The organism is Methylovirgula sp. 4M-Z18 (genome assembly GCF_037890675.1).
In the GTDB taxonomy this organism is placed as follows: Bacteria; Pseudomonadota; Alphaproteobacteria; order Rhizobiales; family Beijerinckiaceae; genus 4M-Z18.
The window spans coordinates 2,004,721-2,024,193 of the sequence record NZ_CP149574.1 but is presented as its reverse complement, the minus strand read 5'-3'; the positions used below and the strand labels follow the sequence as shown (position 1 = coordinate 2,024,193).

Below are 19,473 nucleotides of genomic sequence, written 5' to 3'. Positions count from 1 at the left end.
GATCGAGAGGGCGGCCACACGGCCGCCCTTTGCGTGTGTGCGGCGACCTCTCGCGCGCCGCGTCAGACTCTGCTTACAAGAGCTGACAATGGGATCGGAGAGAATGTTTCGGCCGTGATCGACGGCGTACCAAGGGGGAAGTTCATGGGATCGGTTCGACGCGCCACCGTGTGGCTCGTAGCGGCGCTATTGCCTCTTGACCTGATGATGCCTTTACGGGCCGGTCTCGCCGCGGATCTTCCGCCCTACATGGCGCCGATCGCGGGCACCACCACGACAACGCCCGCCGAAGTGGCCAATCAGAACGTGCTGGCGTTGAATAATGCAATGTTCGATCTTTATTCGAATTCGAGCACCATCTTCCAGCGCAATTTGCTCGCCCAACACCCGGTCATACTGGCTCTGTTTTCCGGCGCTGGCGGCCGATTCATCTTGTACCGTCCGGGCCAGCCGCCGCTTGAGGCGCCGCCGGTGCCATTGGTTTATCAGCTCCTGAAATCATCGGGCCACAGTACCATGGCACTCACCGAAGTGGTTTTGCCCTATCTGGAGAATCCTTCGAACAAATCGTGGCGCGCGCCGTTGCTGGCTTATAGAAGCCGCATGCAATCGGCTCTGGATACGCTCGATGCAGCGGACATGCCTGCCGAGTGGCGGCCGACGCTGCACACCATTCTGCAAAATAACGTCGCGTTCATGGACGAATGCCTGAAGAACGACGTGATCACCTTGGCCGCCATGCAGGCTTTTGCAGCAAAGCAGTCGCCAGAGTTGAAGAAAGTGATTAGCTGGGCGGCGCAGACCCAAGTGGCCCATTGGATGGATGTTGTCGGTGAGTGGAAGAAGATGCTCGGCGACGATTGGGACAAGACCTACGCCGCCAGCAATACGATTTATGTCACGAGACAGAACAATATTCTCTTTAGCGTCTTGGCCCAATATTTCGGACCCGAGGCGATCAACGACCGCTTGTTGCTTATCGAGACGACGTCGTTCACCACGACCCCAAATGATATGCTCGAATCCGTGATGCGCATCGTCTCGGACCGATCGGTCGGCGCGATCTTCTTCGGCAACGATCGCCTGATGGATTATGAGCTGATGGGCGGCGATGCGCGCAACGCGATTATCGCCGAGACAAACAGGCGCGGCATGAAGGCGTTTCTGCCGCCTGCGGTTCCGTTCGGCTCGCACCAGTGGCCGATGTTGATTACGCCGGGGTCCGGCGCGACCTCGCTCAATGATATGGAATGAGAGCAGCCGTTGAATGCCTCGTCCGCGTTGACGTCCGGACAGCGGATCGCCATGGGATCGTTTGGAGAAGAAGGGCGCAGAATTTTCACCCTGCTCCCTTCAACGCGCGCCGGCCCAGGTTTCTTTGCGTTTCCTATTTGGCTTCGGAGGCTGCCGTTTCGATGAGTTTCGCGACCGCTGCGGGTTGCGAAACATAGACGGCATGGCTGCCGGCCTGATCGACGGTCTTGGCGCCGGCGCGCTTGGCCATCATGCGCTGCGCATCGACGCGGGCCATGCGGCTCGATCCGCTTTTTACCCAGGGCTACCTGCACCACCTCGGCGTCGCACATATTGTTGCCGGCGAATATGAAACGGCGGTCGCGATCCTGCGGGAGCGCATTCTTCTTGTGCCCGCGACCGACATGAGCCGGGCCTATCTCGCTTCGGCCCTCGGGAATCTCGGTTATCTCGACGAAGCGCGCGGCGTTTGGGCGGAACTTCTCGCCATCAACCCGGCCTATACATTCGACGACCGCATCGCCCGCATGCCCTTCAGGAAACCGGAGGATCTTGCCCGGATCGCGAAGGGACTCCGCCGAGCCGGATTGCTCACATCTTCCTGTACACCAAGCTGAGCCCGCCTCCTCCGCGCACGCACGTCGCGACTTGCTATTCGCCACTCCTTAAGCCCTACTGCACCAGCCCTTTTTTCTCTTCGCCCTGCAGATCGATGACCGCCATCCGCTCCGAAATGCGCTGGATCGCCGCCCTCCTCATCGTCACCGTCGCGATGGGGATGCTCGACGCCGTCAGCCTCCTGCATTTTCACACATTCACCGGCTATATGACCGGCACGGTCATTCTCCTTGGCGTCGGTGTCGTGCGCGGCCAATTCGTGACACTGACGTCGCTGTCCGCGCTCGGCGCTTTTCTGATCGGCGGCCTTCTCGGCGGGCGCTGGGTCCGGCGCAAGCATCCGTCGCAGCGGCTGGTCGGCCAATTGCTCGGCGCGGCAGCGCTCCTCGTCTGCTTCGCGGCAGCTCTCAGCGGAACCGAGGCCAATCTGCTCGCCGTGGTCGCGCCCCTCGGTCTCGCCATGGGGTTGCAGACCTCCGGCACGCGATTCGCCGGCGTCGCCGACATGACCATGCCGGCCGCGACGATGATTCTACACGGACTGGCGCATGATAGTCCGCTCGCCGGAGGCGCCGGCCAGCGCATGCCCCGGCGCATCGGCGTGCTCCTAGGACTCATCGTCGGCGCGGCGGCAGGCGCCGGCTTCGCACAATGGCATGTCTGGTTCGCACTCGCCGTGGTCGGCCTGCTGCTTGCGGGCGCGGGTGTCGTCTTGCGGCCTTGGGAGAGCGGGTGAACATTGTTCAGCGCGGCCGGCCGGCCCGGTTCGCCATAGCCTTCGGAGATATGGGCTATCATTGGCCGCCGCGATTGCTGTACGAAGGACGAACGAAAGCTATCGACTTTGATCTTCGCGCGCGGCCGCCGAGTTTTGGCCGGCCGCATCGCCTGGAAAGGATAATTGCCCCGTGCGCATCGCCACCTGGAACGTCAATTCGATCCGCCAGCGCCTCGAACATGTGCTGCGCTATCTCAAGGACGAAGCGCCAGATGTGCTCTGCCTGCAGGAGATAAAATGCCTCGACGAGGCCTTTCCGCGCGGCGATATCGAATCGCTTGGCTACAACATCACGACGCATGGGCAGAAAACTTTCAACGGCGTGGCGATTCTCTCCAAAATGCCGATGGAGGTGATGCGCGGCCTGCCGGGCGACGACAGCGATACCCAATCGCGCTATCTGGAGGCCGAAATTTCGGTGCCGAAAGGCGTGGTGCGCGTCGCATCCATCTACCTGCCCAACGGCAATCCGGTGGAGAGCGAAAAATACCCCTATAAGCTCGCCTGGATGGACCGGCTGATCGCCCATACCAAACGGCTGCTGATGCTCGAGGAGCCCCTCGTTCTGGCCGGCGATTACAATATCATCCCCGAGCCGCGCGACGTGCATGATCCGGCCGCCTGGGCCAATGATGCTTTGTTCCTGCCGCAGAGCCGGGCCAAGTTCCGCACCCTCGTCAATCTCGGTCTGACCGACGCGTTCCGCGCCGTCAGCGACGCGCCAAAACAATATACGTTCTGGGATTTCCAGGCCGGCGCCTGGCCGAAGAACAACGGTATCCGGATCGACCATCTGCTGCTGTCGCCACAAGCCGCCGACCTCCTGCAGACCGCTGTGATCGACCGCAGCGAGCGCGGGCGCGACAAACCCTCCGATCACGTGCCGGTTCGGATAGATCTTGCGATCTGACCCGGTTTCGGGCTGAACTGACATCCATTCGCAACGGCAGAATCAGGTCGGACAGATGGGTGCAGGGGCCCGGTGGCGGCAAGCTCTTTCCGGCATTGCGCTGTGGGCCGTGCCCGGGCTGCTCGGCGCCCTGCTGGCCCGCACGCCCCTTCCGCAGGTCGCCAATCTGCAGAATTTCCTCTTCGACCATTATCAGGCTTTGTCACCACGGCCATGGAGCCCGGATCTGCCGGTGCGCATCGTCGATATCGACGACGCATCGCTCGCGAAATATGGCCAATGGCCCTGGCCGCGCACGCTGCTGGCGAAACTGAATGACAGGCTGACTAACCAAAAGCCGCTCGCGCTCGTCTATGACTTCGCCTTCGCCGAACCCGATCGGCTTTCGCTGCAAACCATCATCGCATCGCTGCCCAATGTGCCGGAACGGCAAAAACTCGCCGATGCCCTCGGAACTGAGTCGGGCGACAACGATGAGGCGTTTGCGCAAAGCCTCGGTCGGGGCCGCGATGTCCTTGGCTATGCCTTGACGAACAACCCATCCGATGCCGACCTGCCCGCAAAAGCCGGCATTTCGATCGCCGGCGACGACCCCACATCGTTGCTGGATCCGTACGGCGGCGCAGAAATGCCAATTCTGAAACTGGCCGACCAAGCCAAGGGACTTGGCGCGATCAATTACACGCCGGAACGCGATCTGATCGTGCGACGTATTCCGTTGGTTTTCCGTTTCGAGCACGCCGGGGCGGGCCGGTTGGTTCCGTCGCTCGATGCCGAGGCGTTGCGGGTCGCCCAATTGGAAGCCGATCCGCAGGATCCCTCCGCCCCCCTGGCCGGCCCCAGCCTGATAGTCAAAAGTGCGAACGCCTCGGGAGAGACCGGCTTTGGCGCCCACACCGGCATCGTCGCGATCCGTATCGGCCAAGAAACCATCCAGACCGAGAAGGACGGTGCCGTGCGGGTCCGCTTCGCCGGCAAGAAGCCCGGCCGCTTCATTCCGGCCTGGAAAGTGCTCGAAGGCAATTTCGACCAGCAGGACATCGAGGGCAGGATCATCCTCGTCGGCACCAGCGCCGCTGCCCTCGGGGATGTACGCTCCACGCCTTTGCAACCCGCCGTGCCCGGGGTCGAGATTCACGCCGAGCTGCTCGAACATATCCTGACCGGCGCCCAGCTCTTCCGGCCCGATTACGCCCCCGGTGGCGAGGCGACCCTCTCGTTTCTCGGCGCGGCCCTGATGGGCTTGCTAGCACAGCACCTCAGGGCTTTGACCTCAGCATTGGCCGGGGCTGCCTTCACCAGCGCTTTGTTCGGCCTGAGCTATTGGGCGTTTGCGAGCGGCAATATGCTGTTCGACCCCTTGATTCCCGCGGCAACCGCCTTCACCGCCTGGGGGTTCACCTCGGTCTCCCGCTATCGGCAGACGGAGCGGGCACGGCGCGCGGTTTACGAGCTGATGGGGCGGTACGTCTCGCCGGCGGTTGCGGCGCGCCTCGCCAGCGACCCATCGATGCTTAAGCTCGGCGGCGAAACCCGGTATGTCACGGTACTTTTTTGCGACATCCGCGATTTCACGGCGCGCTCGGAAATCCTGAGCGCGACCGAAATCATCGAATTTCTCAACGCATTGTACGGCCCTTTGAGCGACATCGTCACCGAAAGCGGCGGCACGATCGACAAGTTCATCGGCGACGCCGTGATGGCCTATTGGAACGCGCCCTTGCCTATGCCGGAACATGCGGACGTCGCCTGCCGCGCGGCCCTTGCCATGCTCGCCGCCATTCCGCGCATCGATGCCGCGGAAGCCGAAAAGGCGCAGCAGCGCGGCTACCGGCACATTCCGGTGCGCATCGGCATCGGCATCAATATGGGCGATGTGGTGATGGGCAATGTCGGCTCGGAAAGCCGCCGGAACTTTTCGATCATCGGCGACCCGGTCAATGTCGCAGCGCGGCTGGAGAGCGCGACCAAGCAGTTCGGAGTCAATATCCTGGTTTCGGAAGGCGTCGCGGCGGCGGCCAAGCACTACCGCTTCACGCCCTTGGGCGAAGCCGACCTAAAAGGCAAAAGCAGGGCCGTGCAGATTTTCACGCTCAGTGGGCCTGTCGAGGACCTACAGAATACTTAATCGCCACCCTTGGCGTGCGCGATGGCAAAGGTCTTGGCCATCTGACGATCGACGTCCTGGGCCGAATTGTTGATCTGGTTGTAGTCGTCACAGATCCACTTGTCGCGCGCGCAATCGGCTTTGTCGTTGGCGAGGCTCAGCCACATCAGGCCCCGGCCCCGCTGCCTCGGCACGCCGCCACCGCCATTGAACAGAAGGTTGCCGAGAACCGCCTGCGCCTGAATATGATTCTTCTCGGCGGCCAGATTGAGCCATTTTACAGCTTGCGGCACGTTCTTCTCGACGCCCGCACCATCGAGATACATGCGGGCAAGATTATATTGGGCGTCCGGATCACCGAAATTCGTGGCCGCATACTGGAACATATCGAAAGCGAGATCCACATTCGGCTTCAATTTGCCCGGGATACCGTTCAGGCTGTAATAACCGACCCCCACGAATGCCTTGGAAACGATCGAGCGGTCCAGCTGCGAAGCGTCGTCGCTGTCGTCGCTGTCGGCCTCCTTGATATAATTGTCCACGATCGTCTGGAAGTAATGATAGGCCTGTGCGTCATCGCGCGCGACGCCTTCGTCGCCGCGCTGGTACATGCTGCCGAGTTTCCACTGCGAATAAGGCCGGCCCTGCGACGCCGCATATTTGAGCGCCGGCACGGACGATTCCATATCGCCTTTCTGAAGACTGTCGATCCCCGCCTTTTCCGCCGTTTTCGCGTCCTTATAGGAGACGCTCGGCAACGCCGGCGGTTCGGAAGCCGGAGTCTCTGTCCCATCCAAAGCATGCGCAGGCAGGCTTGCCCAGCAGCTCAACGCGGCCAATACCGCAAGGGACATCACATGACTTGATCTACGCCTTAACATATCACTCGCCAGCTCTCTGCAATTGCAGGCATGGCCCCAAGACGGCAAGACGCGCGCAGAAAGGCAGGGCCGCAAATGCGCGGACTGGCTCCCCCTTCTCTGTCTTCGTGTTCACGTCCATATTTTGTCGCCTCGAACCACAACTTACCAATTTTTCATATACGAACTTTAGCTGCCGGTTTATGGCTGAATCTGGGCGTTTTATGGTTACCAGAGCCTTAGTCGGCAGATGTTCCGAACCTGTTGCGCGAATGTCACGTGTTTCACACATGGAGCCGCAGTAACGATTGGTGCGATGGGAGGGAGCACCGAACTCCCAGGAGACCTCCAAATTTTGACGGACATTTGCGTTGGGATTTTGATTATTTGAGGCTTTTTATAAGGTATCTTCCGCTGCACCGTTGGGCGAGCTTGGGCGTTACCGATAACCCGGCTCAGGCTTTGTCAGATTCGTGCCTTGCGATTGTGCTCTTTTGCGTGATCCCATTGCCACCCGCGAGGTTCTCATGCCGCTCTTGCCAACGCTTTTCCGACTTTCCGGCGCGATTTTGGCCGTTCTGATCGTCGTCGATTCGGCGCGAGCGCAAGACGCTCCCACGCCACCGGCCAAGCCGACGCGCGCCGAGGAGCGGATGCCGGCCACGCCGCCTCGCCGGTTGCCGGCAGACTCGACCACCAAGCAAAGCCTCGCCCTGCCCAACGGTCGGACATTGAACTTCACCGCCACGGCCGGCAGCATCAAACTGAGCGATGACAAGGGCCAGGAACTCGCCGAGATCGGTTATGTCGCCTATCAATTGGACGGCGCCGAAACCAAATCCCGTCCCGTTACCTTCGCCATCAACGGCGGTCCCGGCGCGGGGTCCGTCTGGCTCCAATTGGGCGCGCTTGGGCCGTGGCGACTGCCGACCAAGGACGGCGTGCTCTCACCCTCGTCGCCGACCGCCCTCGTCGACAATGACGACACCTGGCTCGATTTCACCGATCTCGTCTTCATCGACCCGCCGGGAACCGGCTACAGCCTGATTACCGCTCCGAATGCGGACGAAGTGCAGAAGAAGTTCTGGTCCGTGGACGGAGATATCGAGGCGCTGTCGGTCGTCATCCGCCGCTGGCTCGCCGAGCATCAGCGGCTGCAATCGCCGAAATTCATCGTCGGCGAAAGCTATGGCGGCTTTCGCGGTCCAAGGCTTGCCGAGGCGCTGGCGCTCAAACAAGGAGTCGGCATCAGCGGACTGGTGCTGATTTCCCCAGTGCTCAATTTTGCCGCGGACGAAGGGCCATGGTCTTTGCTGAACCGCTTACCCTCCTACGCCGCGGCGAAGCGGGAAAAGTCCGGCCCGGTGAACGAAACGCAACTGAGCGATGTCGAGCAATATGCCACGGGCGACTATCTGCACGACCTTCTACAGGGCCCGCGCGACCGGGATGCGGTCGCCCGCATGGTGCAGCGCGTAGCGGAGCTTACCGGCCTTGATCCAGACCTGGTCAAGCGGCTTGGCGGCCGGATCGACAAGAAAACCTTCCAGCGCGAGATCGACCGCGGTGAAGGCAAGGTCGTCGGCTTCTATGACGCGACGGTGAGCGGCTACGACCCGGAGCCCACGTCCAATTACAACCGCTGGCTCGACCCCACCCTCGATGCCTTGACAGCGCCGATGACGAGCGCCATCGCGGATCTCTACGGCGCGCGGTTGGGGTGGAAAATTGACGACCTGTACGAGACCTTAAGCGGCCGCGTGAACAATGCCTGGGAGTGGGATCACGGGATCACGCCGCCATCCTCCCTTGATGCATTGACGGCGATGCTGGCGCTCGATCCGAACTTCCGCGTTCTGGTGACCGGTGGCCTGACCGACATCCAGGTGCCCTATCTCGAGAACAAGCTGCTGCTCGCGCAAGTTCCGGATTATGGGGCACCGGGACGCCTGACGTTCAAAACCTACCCGGGCGGCCATATGCATTATCTGCGCGACGGGACCCGCAAGGCATTGCGCGACGATGCGCGCCGGTTGATCGAGGGCAAGTGACGCCGCTAACGAGCCCTGCCGCAGCTGGAAGAATGGCCAAGTTGACGAACGGACATAGAAAGCGATTTCTTTGAGTGGCGTCAGGTGCGGCATTGCTGGTCGCAAAAGTTAGGCGCAGAATTCTGACTTTAATCGGGCGTTTCGCGACTCCGTGGCGCACGAAGCTGGCGAGCACCGGGACAACTCCGACACTGGAGGGACCAAAGATGTTTGATGTCGAGCAATTCACCGCCGACTGCCGGGCTGCGCTTAACGCGGATTCGTCCCACAAGTCGGTGCGTGAGGTGGTCGCCCGTGCCGTCGCTGATCCTGCCAGCGTCCTCAAAGGACTGGGCGAGCCAAGGCGCTCCGAAATTCAAACGCTCTACCGTGGGCCAGATCTCACGATCCTCAATGTGATCTGGGCGCCAATGATGACGGTCATGCCGCACGATCATCACATGTGGGCGGTTATCGGAATCTACAGCGGGCGCGAGGATAATGTGTTCTGGCGGCGTATCCCCGGCCGCCGAGTCGAAGCGGCAGGCGCGAGAGCGTTGAGCGTGGGTGATGCAGAACCGCTCGGCCACAACATTATCCATTCGGTGACAAATCCGATCCCGCGACTGACGGGCGCAATTCATGTTTATGGCGGCGACTTCTTTGCGGCTCATCGCAGCGAATGGGATGCAGAAACTCTGATGGAGGGGCCGCTTGACGTCGACCGAGTGCTTCGCCGCTTTGAAGAGGCGAACAAAATGTACGAATATCTCAAGACGAAACAGCCGAGCTGAGCGCGCCGACAATACGAGTTAGATCAATCGGAGCCCTGAAGTAGAAATCAGCTTGAAGGCCTATATCGGTAGTGGATCTGGTCCGAGGTTCCATTTGAATGCGGCGCTTCTGTCGAGAAATTCCTGATCTTTTGTTCGAATCGGGCTGAATTGAAATCGTTCAGAAATTCGTGTCGCAAATATCAAGCGCAAAAGTCCACTTTCGAAAGCGGACTTTGCGACAGCGTTGCGCCGGGTTTCGCCCATTAGGGCACGCCAAAGTAACGATCAGATGTAGGCTGGTATTTAAATTTATCATGACAGCACTTTTTCAAGACGAGCCATGTTAAGGTTATAGTGCCCGTCGCACTGCCAAATTTAGTCGCCGCAGCGCTGAAAAGCTCACCTTGAAATGCCGATGCCCACGACCATAGCTGCACCGGAAATCGCTGCAGCAATGCCCATGCCATAGCCAAAGCGCACGCCGAGTGGGAGGATCTTTTCGACCACGACAAATAGCGCGAGCGCAGCAACCCAGCTCAAATTCATGACGCCGAAAGCGAAAAGGAGTGACATCAAAAGCGCGCAGCAGCCCAGACAATACATCCCGTGTGCCAGTCCGAGGCGGATGGCGCCCCGCCAGCCGGGCGCCCATAGGCGCATCAAAAAGGACAGTGGAGAGCGGCAGCTTTCCAAACAATAGCGCTTCAGCGGCGTCAATTGATAGAGACCCGCGGCCATCAGCAAGGTGCCGGCGATACGCTGGTCGCCAAGCGAGAGTGTCATTTGCGAAACCACGCCGGATCGCACCAGCAGCCACTGGGTGATGGCGGCGAGCCCGGAAAAGCCAGCCCATACTGCGAGGTAAAGACCCGCAAAAACAAAGGTTGGCGCGAACGTGGCTCCCTTGGCGCGCGCATTTCGCGCTAGACCACCGTAAAGCAGAATCATTGGTGCTGCTGCAGGCAGCATCATGGCGATCATCATCAGGAACCACATGATGAAAGCGCTTATGAGATAGGGGCCGGCGTCGGAGGTCGAGACCATCATCGCGCCACCCATGTCCATGTCGGGCATGCTCGACGCCGCCATTGAATTGCCAGTCATTTCGAGGCTTTGTCGCCACAGCCATGCCCAGGCGACGGCAGCCGCGAGGGCAACGCAACCGCCGACAATCCAGCGGTCGCGGGCGAGCGCGCGTTCGAGCATTGCATCAGACATTGGTTGCCGGCCTCTAGGCGACGCCGTTCGTCGTCAAATGCAACATGGCCAAATGCGAATGGGATTTGTCGAGCATAAGCGCGATGGGGCCTTTAGCGCGGGTATTGCCGCTGGCGAACTCCGCCATGCGATATTCGAAGCCGTGGGGCAGCACGACCTGCACCCGGTGTTCGTCGGCCGTCACAGGATTGCGAATGGGCTCTATCGCAGTGTCGATCACGTCCGCAACGCGCACGCTGCCGATGCGCTTGTCGAGATCAAGGTCGAACTCGATCTTGGCGAAGACGGGCTCGTGCATCTTGGCGAAAGTTGGCGCAAAAACGTTGAAGATCGTCGCGCCGGGGACGGTTTCCTGCCCGGTGAGAATCGTCAACAGGGCATTCCGCTGCGCCTCGTTGGCGTGATCGCTGATGACGACGAATGCCTCGCCGTTGCCCTCGTGAATCGCTTTCGGCCAGGCGAACATGCCGCAGAAGGCCAAGCCGCCGAGATCGACGTCTCCAAAATGACCTTCGTCGATTCTCACGGCCGTCATCGCTCGGCAATCGCCGTTGGTCGGCAAAGCGTTGAACTGACAGGGGCAGCCAAAACTGCAATTGCAGTTCGCAATTTCCGGTCCGCGGATGGACCAATCGACATACGTCATCGTCCCCCCCTTGATATGGATGGCCGACAGAGGCTTTGGGCCTGATGTCCGTTGAATTGTGAATGCGAATTTGACCCGACCAGCCATCATACGCCTTGGCAGCTATGCTGTCCATCGGATGCTGTCTGTGCTTGGGCCAGGGCAACGAGTTCAGATCAACAAACATGGAGATTGGGCTATAAAGAGTGCTGCCGGCATCCATAATCTTTGGCCCGCCGCTCTCACGGTGTAGCGGGAGACGAACGCTACCTGCTTGGCTGAAAGCAGTGTCAGTCCGTCCTGCGGCAATTCGTAAAACGGCCCACAAACCCGCGGTGCGAAGATGCGCGCCGGCTGATCGAGGGCAAGTGACGCCTCTACAAAGCCCTGCCGGCCCCAAGCTGCGAGAATGGTCAAGCTGGCGAACGAACATAGAATACTATTTTTCCGCGGCGGCGGGCGCGACATACCCTAGCCGCAAGAGTCAGGCACAGAATTCTGACATTAGTCGGGAATTTCGCGACAGGCGAAGTCGGCACAGTCGGAATCGATCCCCGACCGCCGAGGCCCAGAGTGCGGCGCTTGTAATGAGGTCCGCGCTGCAATGGTGATCAGCGAGTCCATCGGAATCCCGTCAGATTTGTCACTCCCGCCCGCGGTGGAGACGCGCCTAATGTAACGCACCACCAAAAGCAGCGAGGACATCGCCATGACTATGCACACCACCGGAACCCGGCAACAATGGCTCAAGGCTCGGATCGATCTGCTCGCCGCGGAAAAAGAACTGACCCGGCGCAGCGACGAACTCGCGCAGCAGCGGCAGCGGCTGCCCTGGGTTCGCCTCGACAAGGATTACCGTTTCGACACCGATACAGGCACGGCTACGCTCGCGCACCTGTTCCGCGGACGCTCGCAATTGCTGGTCTATCACTTCATGTTCGGGCCGGACTACAGCGCAGGCTGCCCGTCCTGCGCGGCCATCGCGGATGGCTTCAACGGGTTTGCGGTGCATCTGGAGAATCACGACGTGTCGCTTGCGGCCGTGTCGCGTGCACCGCTGGCGAAGTTGCAGGCCTTCAAACGTCGCATGGGCTGGACGTTCTCCTGGGCGTCGTCGTTCGGCAGTGATTTCAATACCGATTTCAGCGTCATGTTCACGCCGGAACAGCAAAGCGCGGGCATCGAATACAACTACCGCAAGGCGCCGGCTTCCGCGCAAGTGGTGGAGAGCAAGCAGGTGCAGGAGCGCACACGCAGCGACGGCGAAAATCCCGTCGCCCAGGTCTCCAAGCAGGCGGGCACCGATCCAGCGACGTTTTTGCGCGATCTCCCGGGCATGAGCGCCTTCGCGCTGGACGACGGCGTGGTCTATCACACCTACTCGACCTATGCGCGTGGCCTCGACGGCCTGTGGGGCGCCTACCAATGGCTCGACCGCGCACCGCTCGGGCGCAACGAACACGGCTTCTGGTGGCGTCATCACGACAAGTATGGGGCGGAAGCCGCGAAGGTGGCGTAGGACGACACATGCCCGCCTCGCAGCGAAGCTTCGTCGCCATATCCAGCCTGTTCGCCACTAGCGCAGTCCTGATCGAGGCCTGGTGCCTGAAGGGGTTTGATCTCACTTGAGCGCAATTGAAATCGAGAGGCGAAGCGATCATGGCAAAGGCAATTTTGAGGAATCGCGTGTCAGCTTTTGTGCTGCCCCGAGTTTGCGTCGCGCTGGCGTCGATCGCGATCGCGGCCAGCCCAGCTTTAAAAGCGATGGCTGCCGAGATTGACGCTGTGAAAAACATCGTTCTGGTACATGGCGCGAACACTGATGGTTCGGGATGGCGCGGCGTCTATGACATCCTGAAAAAAGACGGATACCGTGTGAGCGTCGTGCAGGAACCTCTTACGGGGCTATCCGACGACGTTGCGGCCACGAAGCGTGTCATCGACCAGCAAGACGGACCGATCATACTTGTCGGCCATAGTTACGGCGGCACCATCATCACGGTCGCCGGCGCTGATCCGAAAGTTCGGGCGCTGGTCTATGTCGCGGCATTGCAGCCTGACGTGGGCGAGACGACAAACCAACTCGCCGCGTCGATACCGGGGGACATACCGGCCAGCGACATAAAGCCGACCAAGGATGGCTTCCTCTTCGTCGACCCCTCCAAATTCGCGGCCGACGTCGCGACCGACCTGCCGCCGGCCCAAGCAGCCTACATGGCCAACGCGCAGATGCCGGTGGCAGCGGCCGCATTCGACGCGCCGGTTTCGGTTGCCGCTTGGCACGACAAGCCCAGCTACGGGATCGTTGCCACGGCAGACCGTGCGCTCAACCCCATGCTTGCACGCTGGATGTACAAACGCTCAGGCGCCAAGATAACCGAGATCAAAGGCAGCCACTTGGTCTACATCTCTCAGCCCGATCTCGTCGCCGGCGTCATCGAAACGGCGGCCCACGCTGTCGCAGAAAATACAACAAAGACTCAGTGACACGGCCGACGGGGCCTATAACAAGGCCCGCACCTCGCTGCGCAGCACCGGCAGAAGATCGCGCTCGAACCACGGATTTTTCTTGATCCAGGCATTGTTGCGCCAGGAAGGGTGCGGCAATGGAATAACCGGCACAGGTGCGTCCTGAAACGCGGCGAAAGCTGCGACCGTCTCGGTCAGCGATTTGGTCTTCCAATCGGCCCAGCCGAGGCGCGGCAAATGATAATCCTGCGCATAGAGGCCGATGGCCACGACAAGCCGCACCTGCGGCATCAGCGCAAAAGTCCGGTCATGCCAAGTCCGGCGGCATTCGCGCCGGGGTGGCAGATCCCCACCCTTCGCATCGAGGCCAGGAAAGCAGAATCCCATCGGTACAATGGCGATACGGGAAACATCGTAAAATTCTTCCGCGGACACGCCCATCCAGGCGCGCAGGCGGTCTCCCGACGGATCGGTATAGGGCATGCCGCTGGCATGAACCCGCGTTCCCGGCGCCTGCCCGGCCAAAACGATCCGCGCCGTCGCCGACAGGCGCACGACCGGACGAGGTTCGTGGGGCAAGGGGCGCCCGGCAGGATGCTCGACGCAGACTCGGCACCGGCCGATCTCAGCCTCGAGGGCGGTGAGTTCGGACGACTTGCGCATGGTTACACCGTGAGGACGAGGCCATCTTGGGCGACGGTGAAACCGGTCGCTTTCATCTCGGGCAACAACACTTCGGAGCCGCGCGTCAGATGGGTGACGATCTTATGCTTGGCGCGCAAATGCGGCGCCTTCTGGCGCAGCGTCGGCCAATCGATATGCGTGTCGACCGGCCGGCCGGGGGCCGAACCACATTCCACCAGGAAGAGATCGGCGCCGTCGGCGACTTGCAACAATTTATCGGTCCAGCCGGTGTCGCCGGAAAAGGCAAAAACGCGCTCGCCATCGGCGATCCGGATGGCCATCGCCGGTGCGCCGGAGCCGTGCCGGACTTCGGTGGTCACGATGTCGAGACCGCACAATTTAGTTTGAACACCAACCTCAAACTCATGGATTTTCAAAGGAAAATTCCAGTTCATGTTCATATGGCCGGCATACAGCGCATCCATCAGAAGCTTTAGCCGATCGCCAAATCCCGGCGGGCCGGCGAGAACCAGCGGCTTGGTGCGCTGCGAAGCAAAATGGCATTCAAGCAGAAGAAACGGCAGGCCGCCGAAATGGTCGCCGTGCAGGTGGCTGATGACCACTATGTCGATGTCATTCGTGGAAAGATTCAGTTTCTGCCAGCTCAGCATTGCCGAGCCGCCAAAATCGATAATGGCATTGGCACGGGGCGTTTCCAATTTGAAGCACGTGTGCCCACGCGCATTGGTGTTGAAAGCGTCGCCGCAGCCGACGATAGTCAGTTTCATACTCTATATCTCGTTATCAATTGGGGTCGAAGCGGTTTGGATCGAAAATGGGGCGATTCTTGGAATCCAACATTGTGAAATCATGTCAGTCCCTACCCCCAATGGCGTTCCCTGCGCTCGGCCAATGCGTGCGATGACGTCATCCGCCAGCACGCACCGTCGGCGCGTTCATCGATTTTCTTCATTTAAGCAATCCAACCACACAATCGGCTATACATAATCAATTCATGAACGCCGCACTGTGCGAAATCACACATTCCGGTGTAATTTGTGCGGCGCTTTGCCGCCGTATCGTCCCCGTTAACCCTTTCCTGCCATGGTCGCCCTGTCGCGTGCACAGAATGATCGGGTAGCGCATCATGAGTTCGGCTTTTGGCGAAATGACCGTCCCCTTCCCACGCGGTCAAAAGGGACGGCGTTTTGGCTCCTCCCTCTTGATCTTTTTCCTTATTGCCGTCCTGATCCTTGGCGTGGCGTTCGGCCTTTCCAACTGGATCGCCCTACCGGCCGTCTGGGGTTGGCTGGCGGTCGCGGGCGGCATCAGCATTTTGTGCGGCCTGTTCATCCTGCTTCACCGCAACCGCGCAGCCGAAGAGACACGTCTGGCCGATCAGGCGCGCCTGATCGCCGAGCTTGAACGGGCGAAAGCGCAATCCGACGAGGCGCGCTGGCGCGCCGAAGAAGCAAGCCTCGCCAAATCCCGCTTTCTCGCGGCGATGAGCCATGAATTGCGCACGCCGCTCAACGTGATCCTGGGCTTTTCCGAAGTCTTGCGGAGCGAGATTTTCGGCCCGCATCATGTTCCCGCCTATAAGGACTATGCCAACGACATCCATTCCAGCGGCACGCATCTCTTGGAACTGATCAACGAGATCGTCGACCTGTCGCGGATCGAAGCCGGGCGGCACGAATTGCGCGAGGAAGCCGTTTCTCTCGTGACGATCGCCGAGGATTGTCTCCGCCTTCTGACCTTGCGGGCCAAAAGCCGCAATCTGACGATCGAGGCGAAATTCGAACCGAGCCTGCCCAACCTCTGGGCGGACGAGCGCGCCATGCGGCAGGTCGTGCTCAATCTCTTGAACAACGCGGTCAAATTCACGCCGCCCGGCGGCTCGGTGCAGATCAAGATCGGTTGGACCGCGACGGGCGGTCAATATATCTCGGTCAAGGATACGGGGCCCGGCATTCCAGCCGAGGAAATCCCGCTCGTACTCTCCTCCTTCGGCCGCGGCTCGCTGGCCGAGAAAAGCGCCGTCGAAGGCTCGGGCCTCGGCCTGCCGATCGTGAAAGGCCTGACCGAGTTGCACGGCGGCAGCTTCAGCCTGAAATCGCAAGTGCAAGTGGGAACGGAAGCGATTGTGGTGCTGCCGGCGGCGCGGATTGTGACGGGCGAATAAGGGCTAGATGCGAGACGCACCAAGTGGCAGCGATAATTTATTCCTCGGCGGCTGCGGCGGCTGTCAACTAGCGATGAGCCATTCCGTCTTGCGCGCTAAAGGGCGCATTTGCGGCACACGGAGATCCCATACGCTAAGCCCATTGCAAAAGTCGGACGAAGAAGTGTCGCTTTAATCAGGAGATTTGCGAAATGTTTCATTAAAGCTTTTTTTCTCTTAGGTCGCGAACGGTTTTGCCTCATCGGTCCCTCTTTATCTTGTCACGATAGAGGGACATCACATGATATACCGTAAAAATCTTCCTGGTTGGGAGCGTGCCGTTCGGCTCATCGCTAGTCTTTTCATGGCATTTTGTGCTTGGCGGCTTGGTATGACGCCTGTCGGAATCTTTTTTGGCATCATGGCGGCCAGCGCCGTTCTTACAGCCTTCTTCGGATTTTGCCCGGCATGTGCCATGGCCGGTCGGCGCCTAGTGAAATCAGCCGGAAGACCAAGCTGATGGCCATTCACAGGGTTGATGACTGGCTGCTAGGGAAAGCTATCGAGGGGGATGTTTTAGCCCTTGAACGCCTTCTCGCTGTGGTTCGACCCGATCTTAGCCGCTATGCACGGCGACATTGCCAATCCCAGGATGTCGAGGATGCGGTGCAGGACGCGCTTTGGATCATCAATCAGCGGCTCGGGTCGCTGCGCAGCCTTTCGTCGTTCGCCGGGTGGGCGTTCCAGATCGTCAAGAGGCTTTGCCTTAATCTGAATAAAGTCTCGATGCGGCTGGCTCACGCCGAATTCGACGGACACCACGTCGACGCGACGCAAAACCCGGAGACGCGGATGATTGTGATCTCCGCCATTGCTTCGCTTCCGCCGCATTATCGAGAAGCTCTTCTGCTCTTCGACTTCCTTGGGCACAGCGCCGGAGAGGTATCTCACACGTTGGGGATCGGTGAGGCGGCCGCCAGGGCTCGCCTGCACCGAGCTCGAATGATGGTGCGTGAGGACTTTGCCGACGTGGGCCCTTTAGCGCAAGGGATTGCCAATGGCATTCGGTAGTAAAACGCTTATGGAGCACATCGGTAGAGGAATCATTGGCTTTGCTGCGCTGGGCCTCGCACTCAGCATTATGGCATCCCATCCGTGGGCATCTGTTGCGCTGCTGCCGCTGGCAATATGGATGCTAAGAGGTTGTCCAATCTGCTGGACGACAGGTCTGATCGAGACAATAGCCATGAAGATATTGGCGCGTCATGATGCTCTGCCTAAGGCGAATGAGGATCGATGAATTGAAGCGACGACAAGGAGCCGACCTTGGTTCCTCGAGCAATCAGTTTTCGCGAAAGTCCTATGTTTTCCGCGCCCGGCTGCGGGCTGAAATCTCAAGCCTTTTGCAATGGGCTCTGCACAGGTTTTCGCGCCATGCCGTAAATGCCGCTCAGGGGTTTCATATTCCGGCCTAAAACGCTATTTAGCTCGTGAATTTTCATGCACGAGCGCCAAATCCTGATGCTATCGCCCGAAGACCTGCGCCTTTCCGTAGCGCCCATGATGGATTGGACGGATGCACAGAAATAGCGAAGCGGTTTCAATTAATTAATGATCTGGTCGTCCGGCGTGTTGTAAAATGTTGTAAATCTTTACGTGTCCAAGCCGCGAAATTCCTCGAAGCGGAAACGATCTTTAAAGTGCATTTCCGTGGTATGTTGGGCGCGTCCGAAAGGGGGCGCGGATGTCTAACCCTATTCGTCTGCGCATCGTAGCGGTTGTCGAGACCCTTCCAGGCCTGACCGAAAGAGAAATAGCTGAACAGGTTTTTGCAAGGTTGAGAGCCAACAACGAGTCAATCAGCATTGCCGTTTGCTAGCTGGGCTAGGCAAGATTGCCAGGCGCGGATACGGCGGCCTGGGGATCCATTTCGCAACTATATGCGTTGAGTCCGTTCCAAGCTTAGATTCCTTAGCTTCAGCCAGCACCCACCTGCCTGTCGCCAGAGATTGGGGAGCTTTTTGTCGTAGACGTCCGCGGAGTGTCATCCGCCGCCGGCTGGCGCGACATCACGTTGAGACAGTTCCCACGTGTCTCCAAAAATCGTTTGGCCGCCCGCAGTCCAACCGCCAAATAGAACCACTACTTTGCGACCCGCGTCATAGGCCATTGCCATGGCCGCACGGCCTCCTGGGCCCATGTCCTGACGCTGCGTCCAGAACTTGCCGTTCCACGACCATGTCGCACCGTCGGTGTCACCGGACGTTATTCCGCCAAACAGCACGGCCTCTGCGCCATCGTATGCGAATCCAGACAAAAAGCGAGCCGCCGGTCCGGTGTCCGCCACATGAGTCCAGCGTGTCCCATCAAACTCCCATGTGTCGGCCAATGGAGTCGTGACCATCACTGTTGTGTAGTAGCCGCTGAAGGGGTGCAGCCAATCCGATGTGTCGACCCACTGTTTTGCGCTGGAGAACGAGCTGCCGCCGAACAGGACAATGCGATTGCGTATTGTGTCGTACACGATTCTATGGGCAGCGCGTGGTGGCAAACCCGCGTCCTCCTCCTGGGTCCATTCGCTGCCGTCCCATGACCAAGTATCGCCCAAGGCAGTGGAACCTCCATGCCCGCCCACCAAAATCACGCGCTTCCGAGCACTGTCGAAGGTCATAGCGTGCCCACTCCGAGCGCTGGGACCCGTATCTGCGACTTGGGTCCAGCTTTCGCCGTCCCATTCCCACGTGTCCGCGAAAGGGCCAGATGACGTAGCTCCGCCAAAAAGAACCGTTCGCCTTCGTGTGCTGTCGTATGCCATCCCATGACCGCTTCGGCGTGGCGGACCTATATCTTCTACCTGGGTCCAGTCCTCCCCGTCCCACTCCCAAGTATCGTTGAGTCCTTCTGAGGCGAGCCCCCGACCGCCAAACAGCACCATTCGCGCCGCTGCCGAGTCGTACGCCATGCCGGAGTCGCCCCGCGCCGAAGGGCCAATGTCTTGCTTCTGCGTCCAAAACAGCCGGGCCATCCTGGCCTCCCTCAG

19 protein-coding genes and 1 pseudogene are annotated in these 19,473 nt (G+C 59.9%); 13 read left to right on the top strand and 7 right to left on the bottom strand.

Annotation, left to right across the window (positions count from 1 at the left end):
- The first annotated feature begins 144 nt into the window (after positions 1-144).
- Positions 145-1,254 carry a hypothetical protein gene (locus V9T28_RS09360; protein ID WP_199499926.1) on the top strand — a complete coding sequence of 370 codons (1,110 nt, stop codon included), beginning with the start codon at positions 145-147 and terminating at the stop codon, positions 1,252-1,254.
- A gap of 133 nt (positions 1,255-1,387) precedes the next feature.
- Here the strand turns inward: V9T28_RS09360 and V9T28_RS09355 are convergent, their stop codons facing one another.
- Entirely contained in the window at positions 1,388-1,531 is a 144-nt protein-coding gene (locus V9T28_RS09355; protein WP_245423844.1) for a hypothetical protein, read from the bottom strand.
- Here V9T28_RS09355 and V9T28_RS09350 point away from each other — a divergent pair.
- From V9T28_RS09350 to V9T28_RS09335, 4 genes are all read left to right on the top strand, one after another.
- Complete coding sequence (locus V9T28_RS09350) at positions 1,530-1,871, top strand: hypothetical protein (RefSeq protein WP_116398718.1); 342 nt, start codon at positions 1,530-1,532, stop codon at positions 1,869-1,871. The genes V9T28_RS09355 and V9T28_RS09350 overlap by 2 nt on opposite strands.
- A gap of 95 nt (positions 1,872-1,966) precedes the next feature.
- Entirely contained in the window at positions 1,967-2,608 is a 642-nt protein-coding gene (locus V9T28_RS09345; RefSeq protein WP_116398717.1) for a YoaK family protein, read from the top strand.
- Positions 2,609-2,780: 172 nt separating this feature from the next.
- A complete protein-coding gene (gene xth / locus V9T28_RS09340) occupies positions 2,781-3,560 on the top strand; it encodes an exodeoxyribonuclease III (protein ID WP_116398716.1) in 780 nt (259 codons plus the stop codon).
- Between the two features lie 55 nt (positions 3,561-3,615).
- On the top strand, positions 3,616-5,688 hold the full coding sequence (locus V9T28_RS09335) for a CHASE2 domain-containing protein (protein ID WP_116398715.1): 2,073 nt from the start codon (positions 3,616-3,618) through the stop codon (positions 5,686-5,688).
- Here the strand turns inward: V9T28_RS09335 and V9T28_RS09330 are convergent.
- Complete coding sequence (locus V9T28_RS09330; RefSeq protein WP_245423843.1) at positions 5,685-6,521, bottom strand: tetratricopeptide repeat protein; 837 nt, start codon at positions 6,519-6,521, stop codon at positions 5,685-5,687. The genes V9T28_RS09335 and V9T28_RS09330 overlap by 4 nt on opposite strands.
- 533 nt (positions 6,522-7,054) lie before the next feature.
- Between V9T28_RS09330 and V9T28_RS09325 the strand changes: the two genes are divergently transcribed.
- Complete coding sequence (locus V9T28_RS09325) at positions 7,055-8,578, top strand: S10 family peptidase (protein WP_116399781.1); 1,524 nt, start codon at positions 7,055-7,057, stop codon at positions 8,576-8,578.
- A 206-nt stretch (positions 8,579-8,784) separates the two neighbouring features.
- Positions 8,785-9,351, top strand: a complete 567-nt coding sequence (locus V9T28_RS09320; RefSeq protein ID WP_116398714.1) for a hypothetical protein — start codon at positions 8,785-8,787, stop codon at positions 9,349-9,351.
- Between the two features lie 381 nt (positions 9,352-9,732).
- Here the strand turns inward: V9T28_RS09320 and V9T28_RS09315 are convergent, their stop codons facing one another.
- Positions 9,733-10,551: a DUF2182 domain-containing protein gene (locus V9T28_RS09315; protein ID WP_116398713.1), complete on the bottom strand. Its 819-nt coding sequence runs from the start codon at positions 10,549-10,551 to the stop codon at positions 9,733-9,735.
- 13 nt (positions 10,552-10,564) lie between these two features.
- The gene (locus V9T28_RS09310) at positions 10,565-11,197 is read right to left on the bottom strand and encodes a DUF1326 domain-containing protein (RefSeq protein ID WP_116398712.1); all 633 of its coding nucleotides are present in this window, start codon (positions 11,195-11,197) and stop codon (positions 10,565-10,567) included.
- A gap of 688 nt (positions 11,198-11,885) precedes the next feature.
- On the opposite strand from V9T28_RS09310, the gene V9T28_RS09305 reads away from it, so the two are divergent.
- Positions 11,886-12,695: a DUF899 domain-containing protein gene (locus tag V9T28_RS09305; RefSeq protein ID WP_116398710.1), complete on the top strand. Its 810-nt coding sequence runs from the start codon at positions 11,886-11,888 to the stop codon at positions 12,693-12,695.
- Positions 12,696-12,940: 245 nt separating this feature from the next.
- Positions 12,941-13,663 carry an alpha/beta fold hydrolase gene (locus V9T28_RS09300; RefSeq protein ID WP_445242165.1) on the top strand — a complete coding sequence of 241 codons (723 nt, stop codon included), beginning with the start codon at positions 12,941-12,943 and terminating at the stop codon, positions 13,661-13,663.
- Between the two features lie 15 nt (positions 13,664-13,678).
- On the opposite strand, the gene V9T28_RS09295 is transcribed toward V9T28_RS09300, so the two are convergent.
- Positions 13,679-14,308, bottom strand: a complete 630-nt coding sequence (locus tag V9T28_RS09295) for a uracil-DNA glycosylase family protein (RefSeq protein WP_116398708.1) — start codon at positions 14,306-14,308, stop codon at positions 13,679-13,681.
- A 2-nt stretch (positions 14,309-14,310) separates the two neighbouring features.
- Complete coding sequence (locus tag V9T28_RS09290) at positions 14,311-15,057, bottom strand: MBL fold metallo-hydrolase (protein WP_116398707.1); 747 nt, start codon at positions 15,055-15,057, stop codon at positions 14,311-14,313.
- 620 nt (positions 15,058-15,677) lie between these two features.
- Here V9T28_RS09290 and V9T28_RS09285 point away from each other — a divergent pair.
- The 4 genes and pseudogenes from V9T28_RS09285 to V9T28_RS09270 form a co-directional block, all read left to right on the top strand.
- Positions 15,678-16,454: pseudogene (locus V9T28_RS09285) on the top strand (sensor histidine kinase); the annotation flags it as partial.
- 280 nt (positions 16,455-16,734) lie between these two features.
- Complete coding sequence (locus V9T28_RS09280) at positions 16,735-16,953, top strand: YgaP family membrane protein (RefSeq protein ID WP_116398705.1); 219 nt, start codon at positions 16,735-16,737, stop codon at positions 16,951-16,953.
- A complete protein-coding gene (locus tag V9T28_RS09275; protein WP_158554679.1) occupies positions 16,953-17,504 on the top strand; it encodes an RNA polymerase sigma factor in 552 nt (183 codons plus the stop codon). Before V9T28_RS09280 ends, V9T28_RS09275 begins: the two co-directional genes overlap by 1 nt.
- Positions 17,491-17,733 (top strand): hypothetical protein, encoded by a 243-nt coding sequence (locus V9T28_RS09270; RefSeq protein ID WP_116398703.1) that lies wholly within the window; start codon positions 17,491-17,493, stop codon positions 17,731-17,733. Before V9T28_RS09275 ends, V9T28_RS09270 begins: the two co-directional genes overlap by 14 nt.
- Before the next feature lie 744 nt (positions 17,734-18,477).
- Here the strand turns inward: V9T28_RS09270 and V9T28_RS09265 are convergent.
- Entirely contained in the window at positions 18,478-19,458 is a 981-nt protein-coding gene (locus V9T28_RS09265; protein ID WP_199499925.1) for a Kelch repeat-containing protein, read from the bottom strand.
- Positions 19,459-19,473 lie beyond the last annotated feature (15 nt).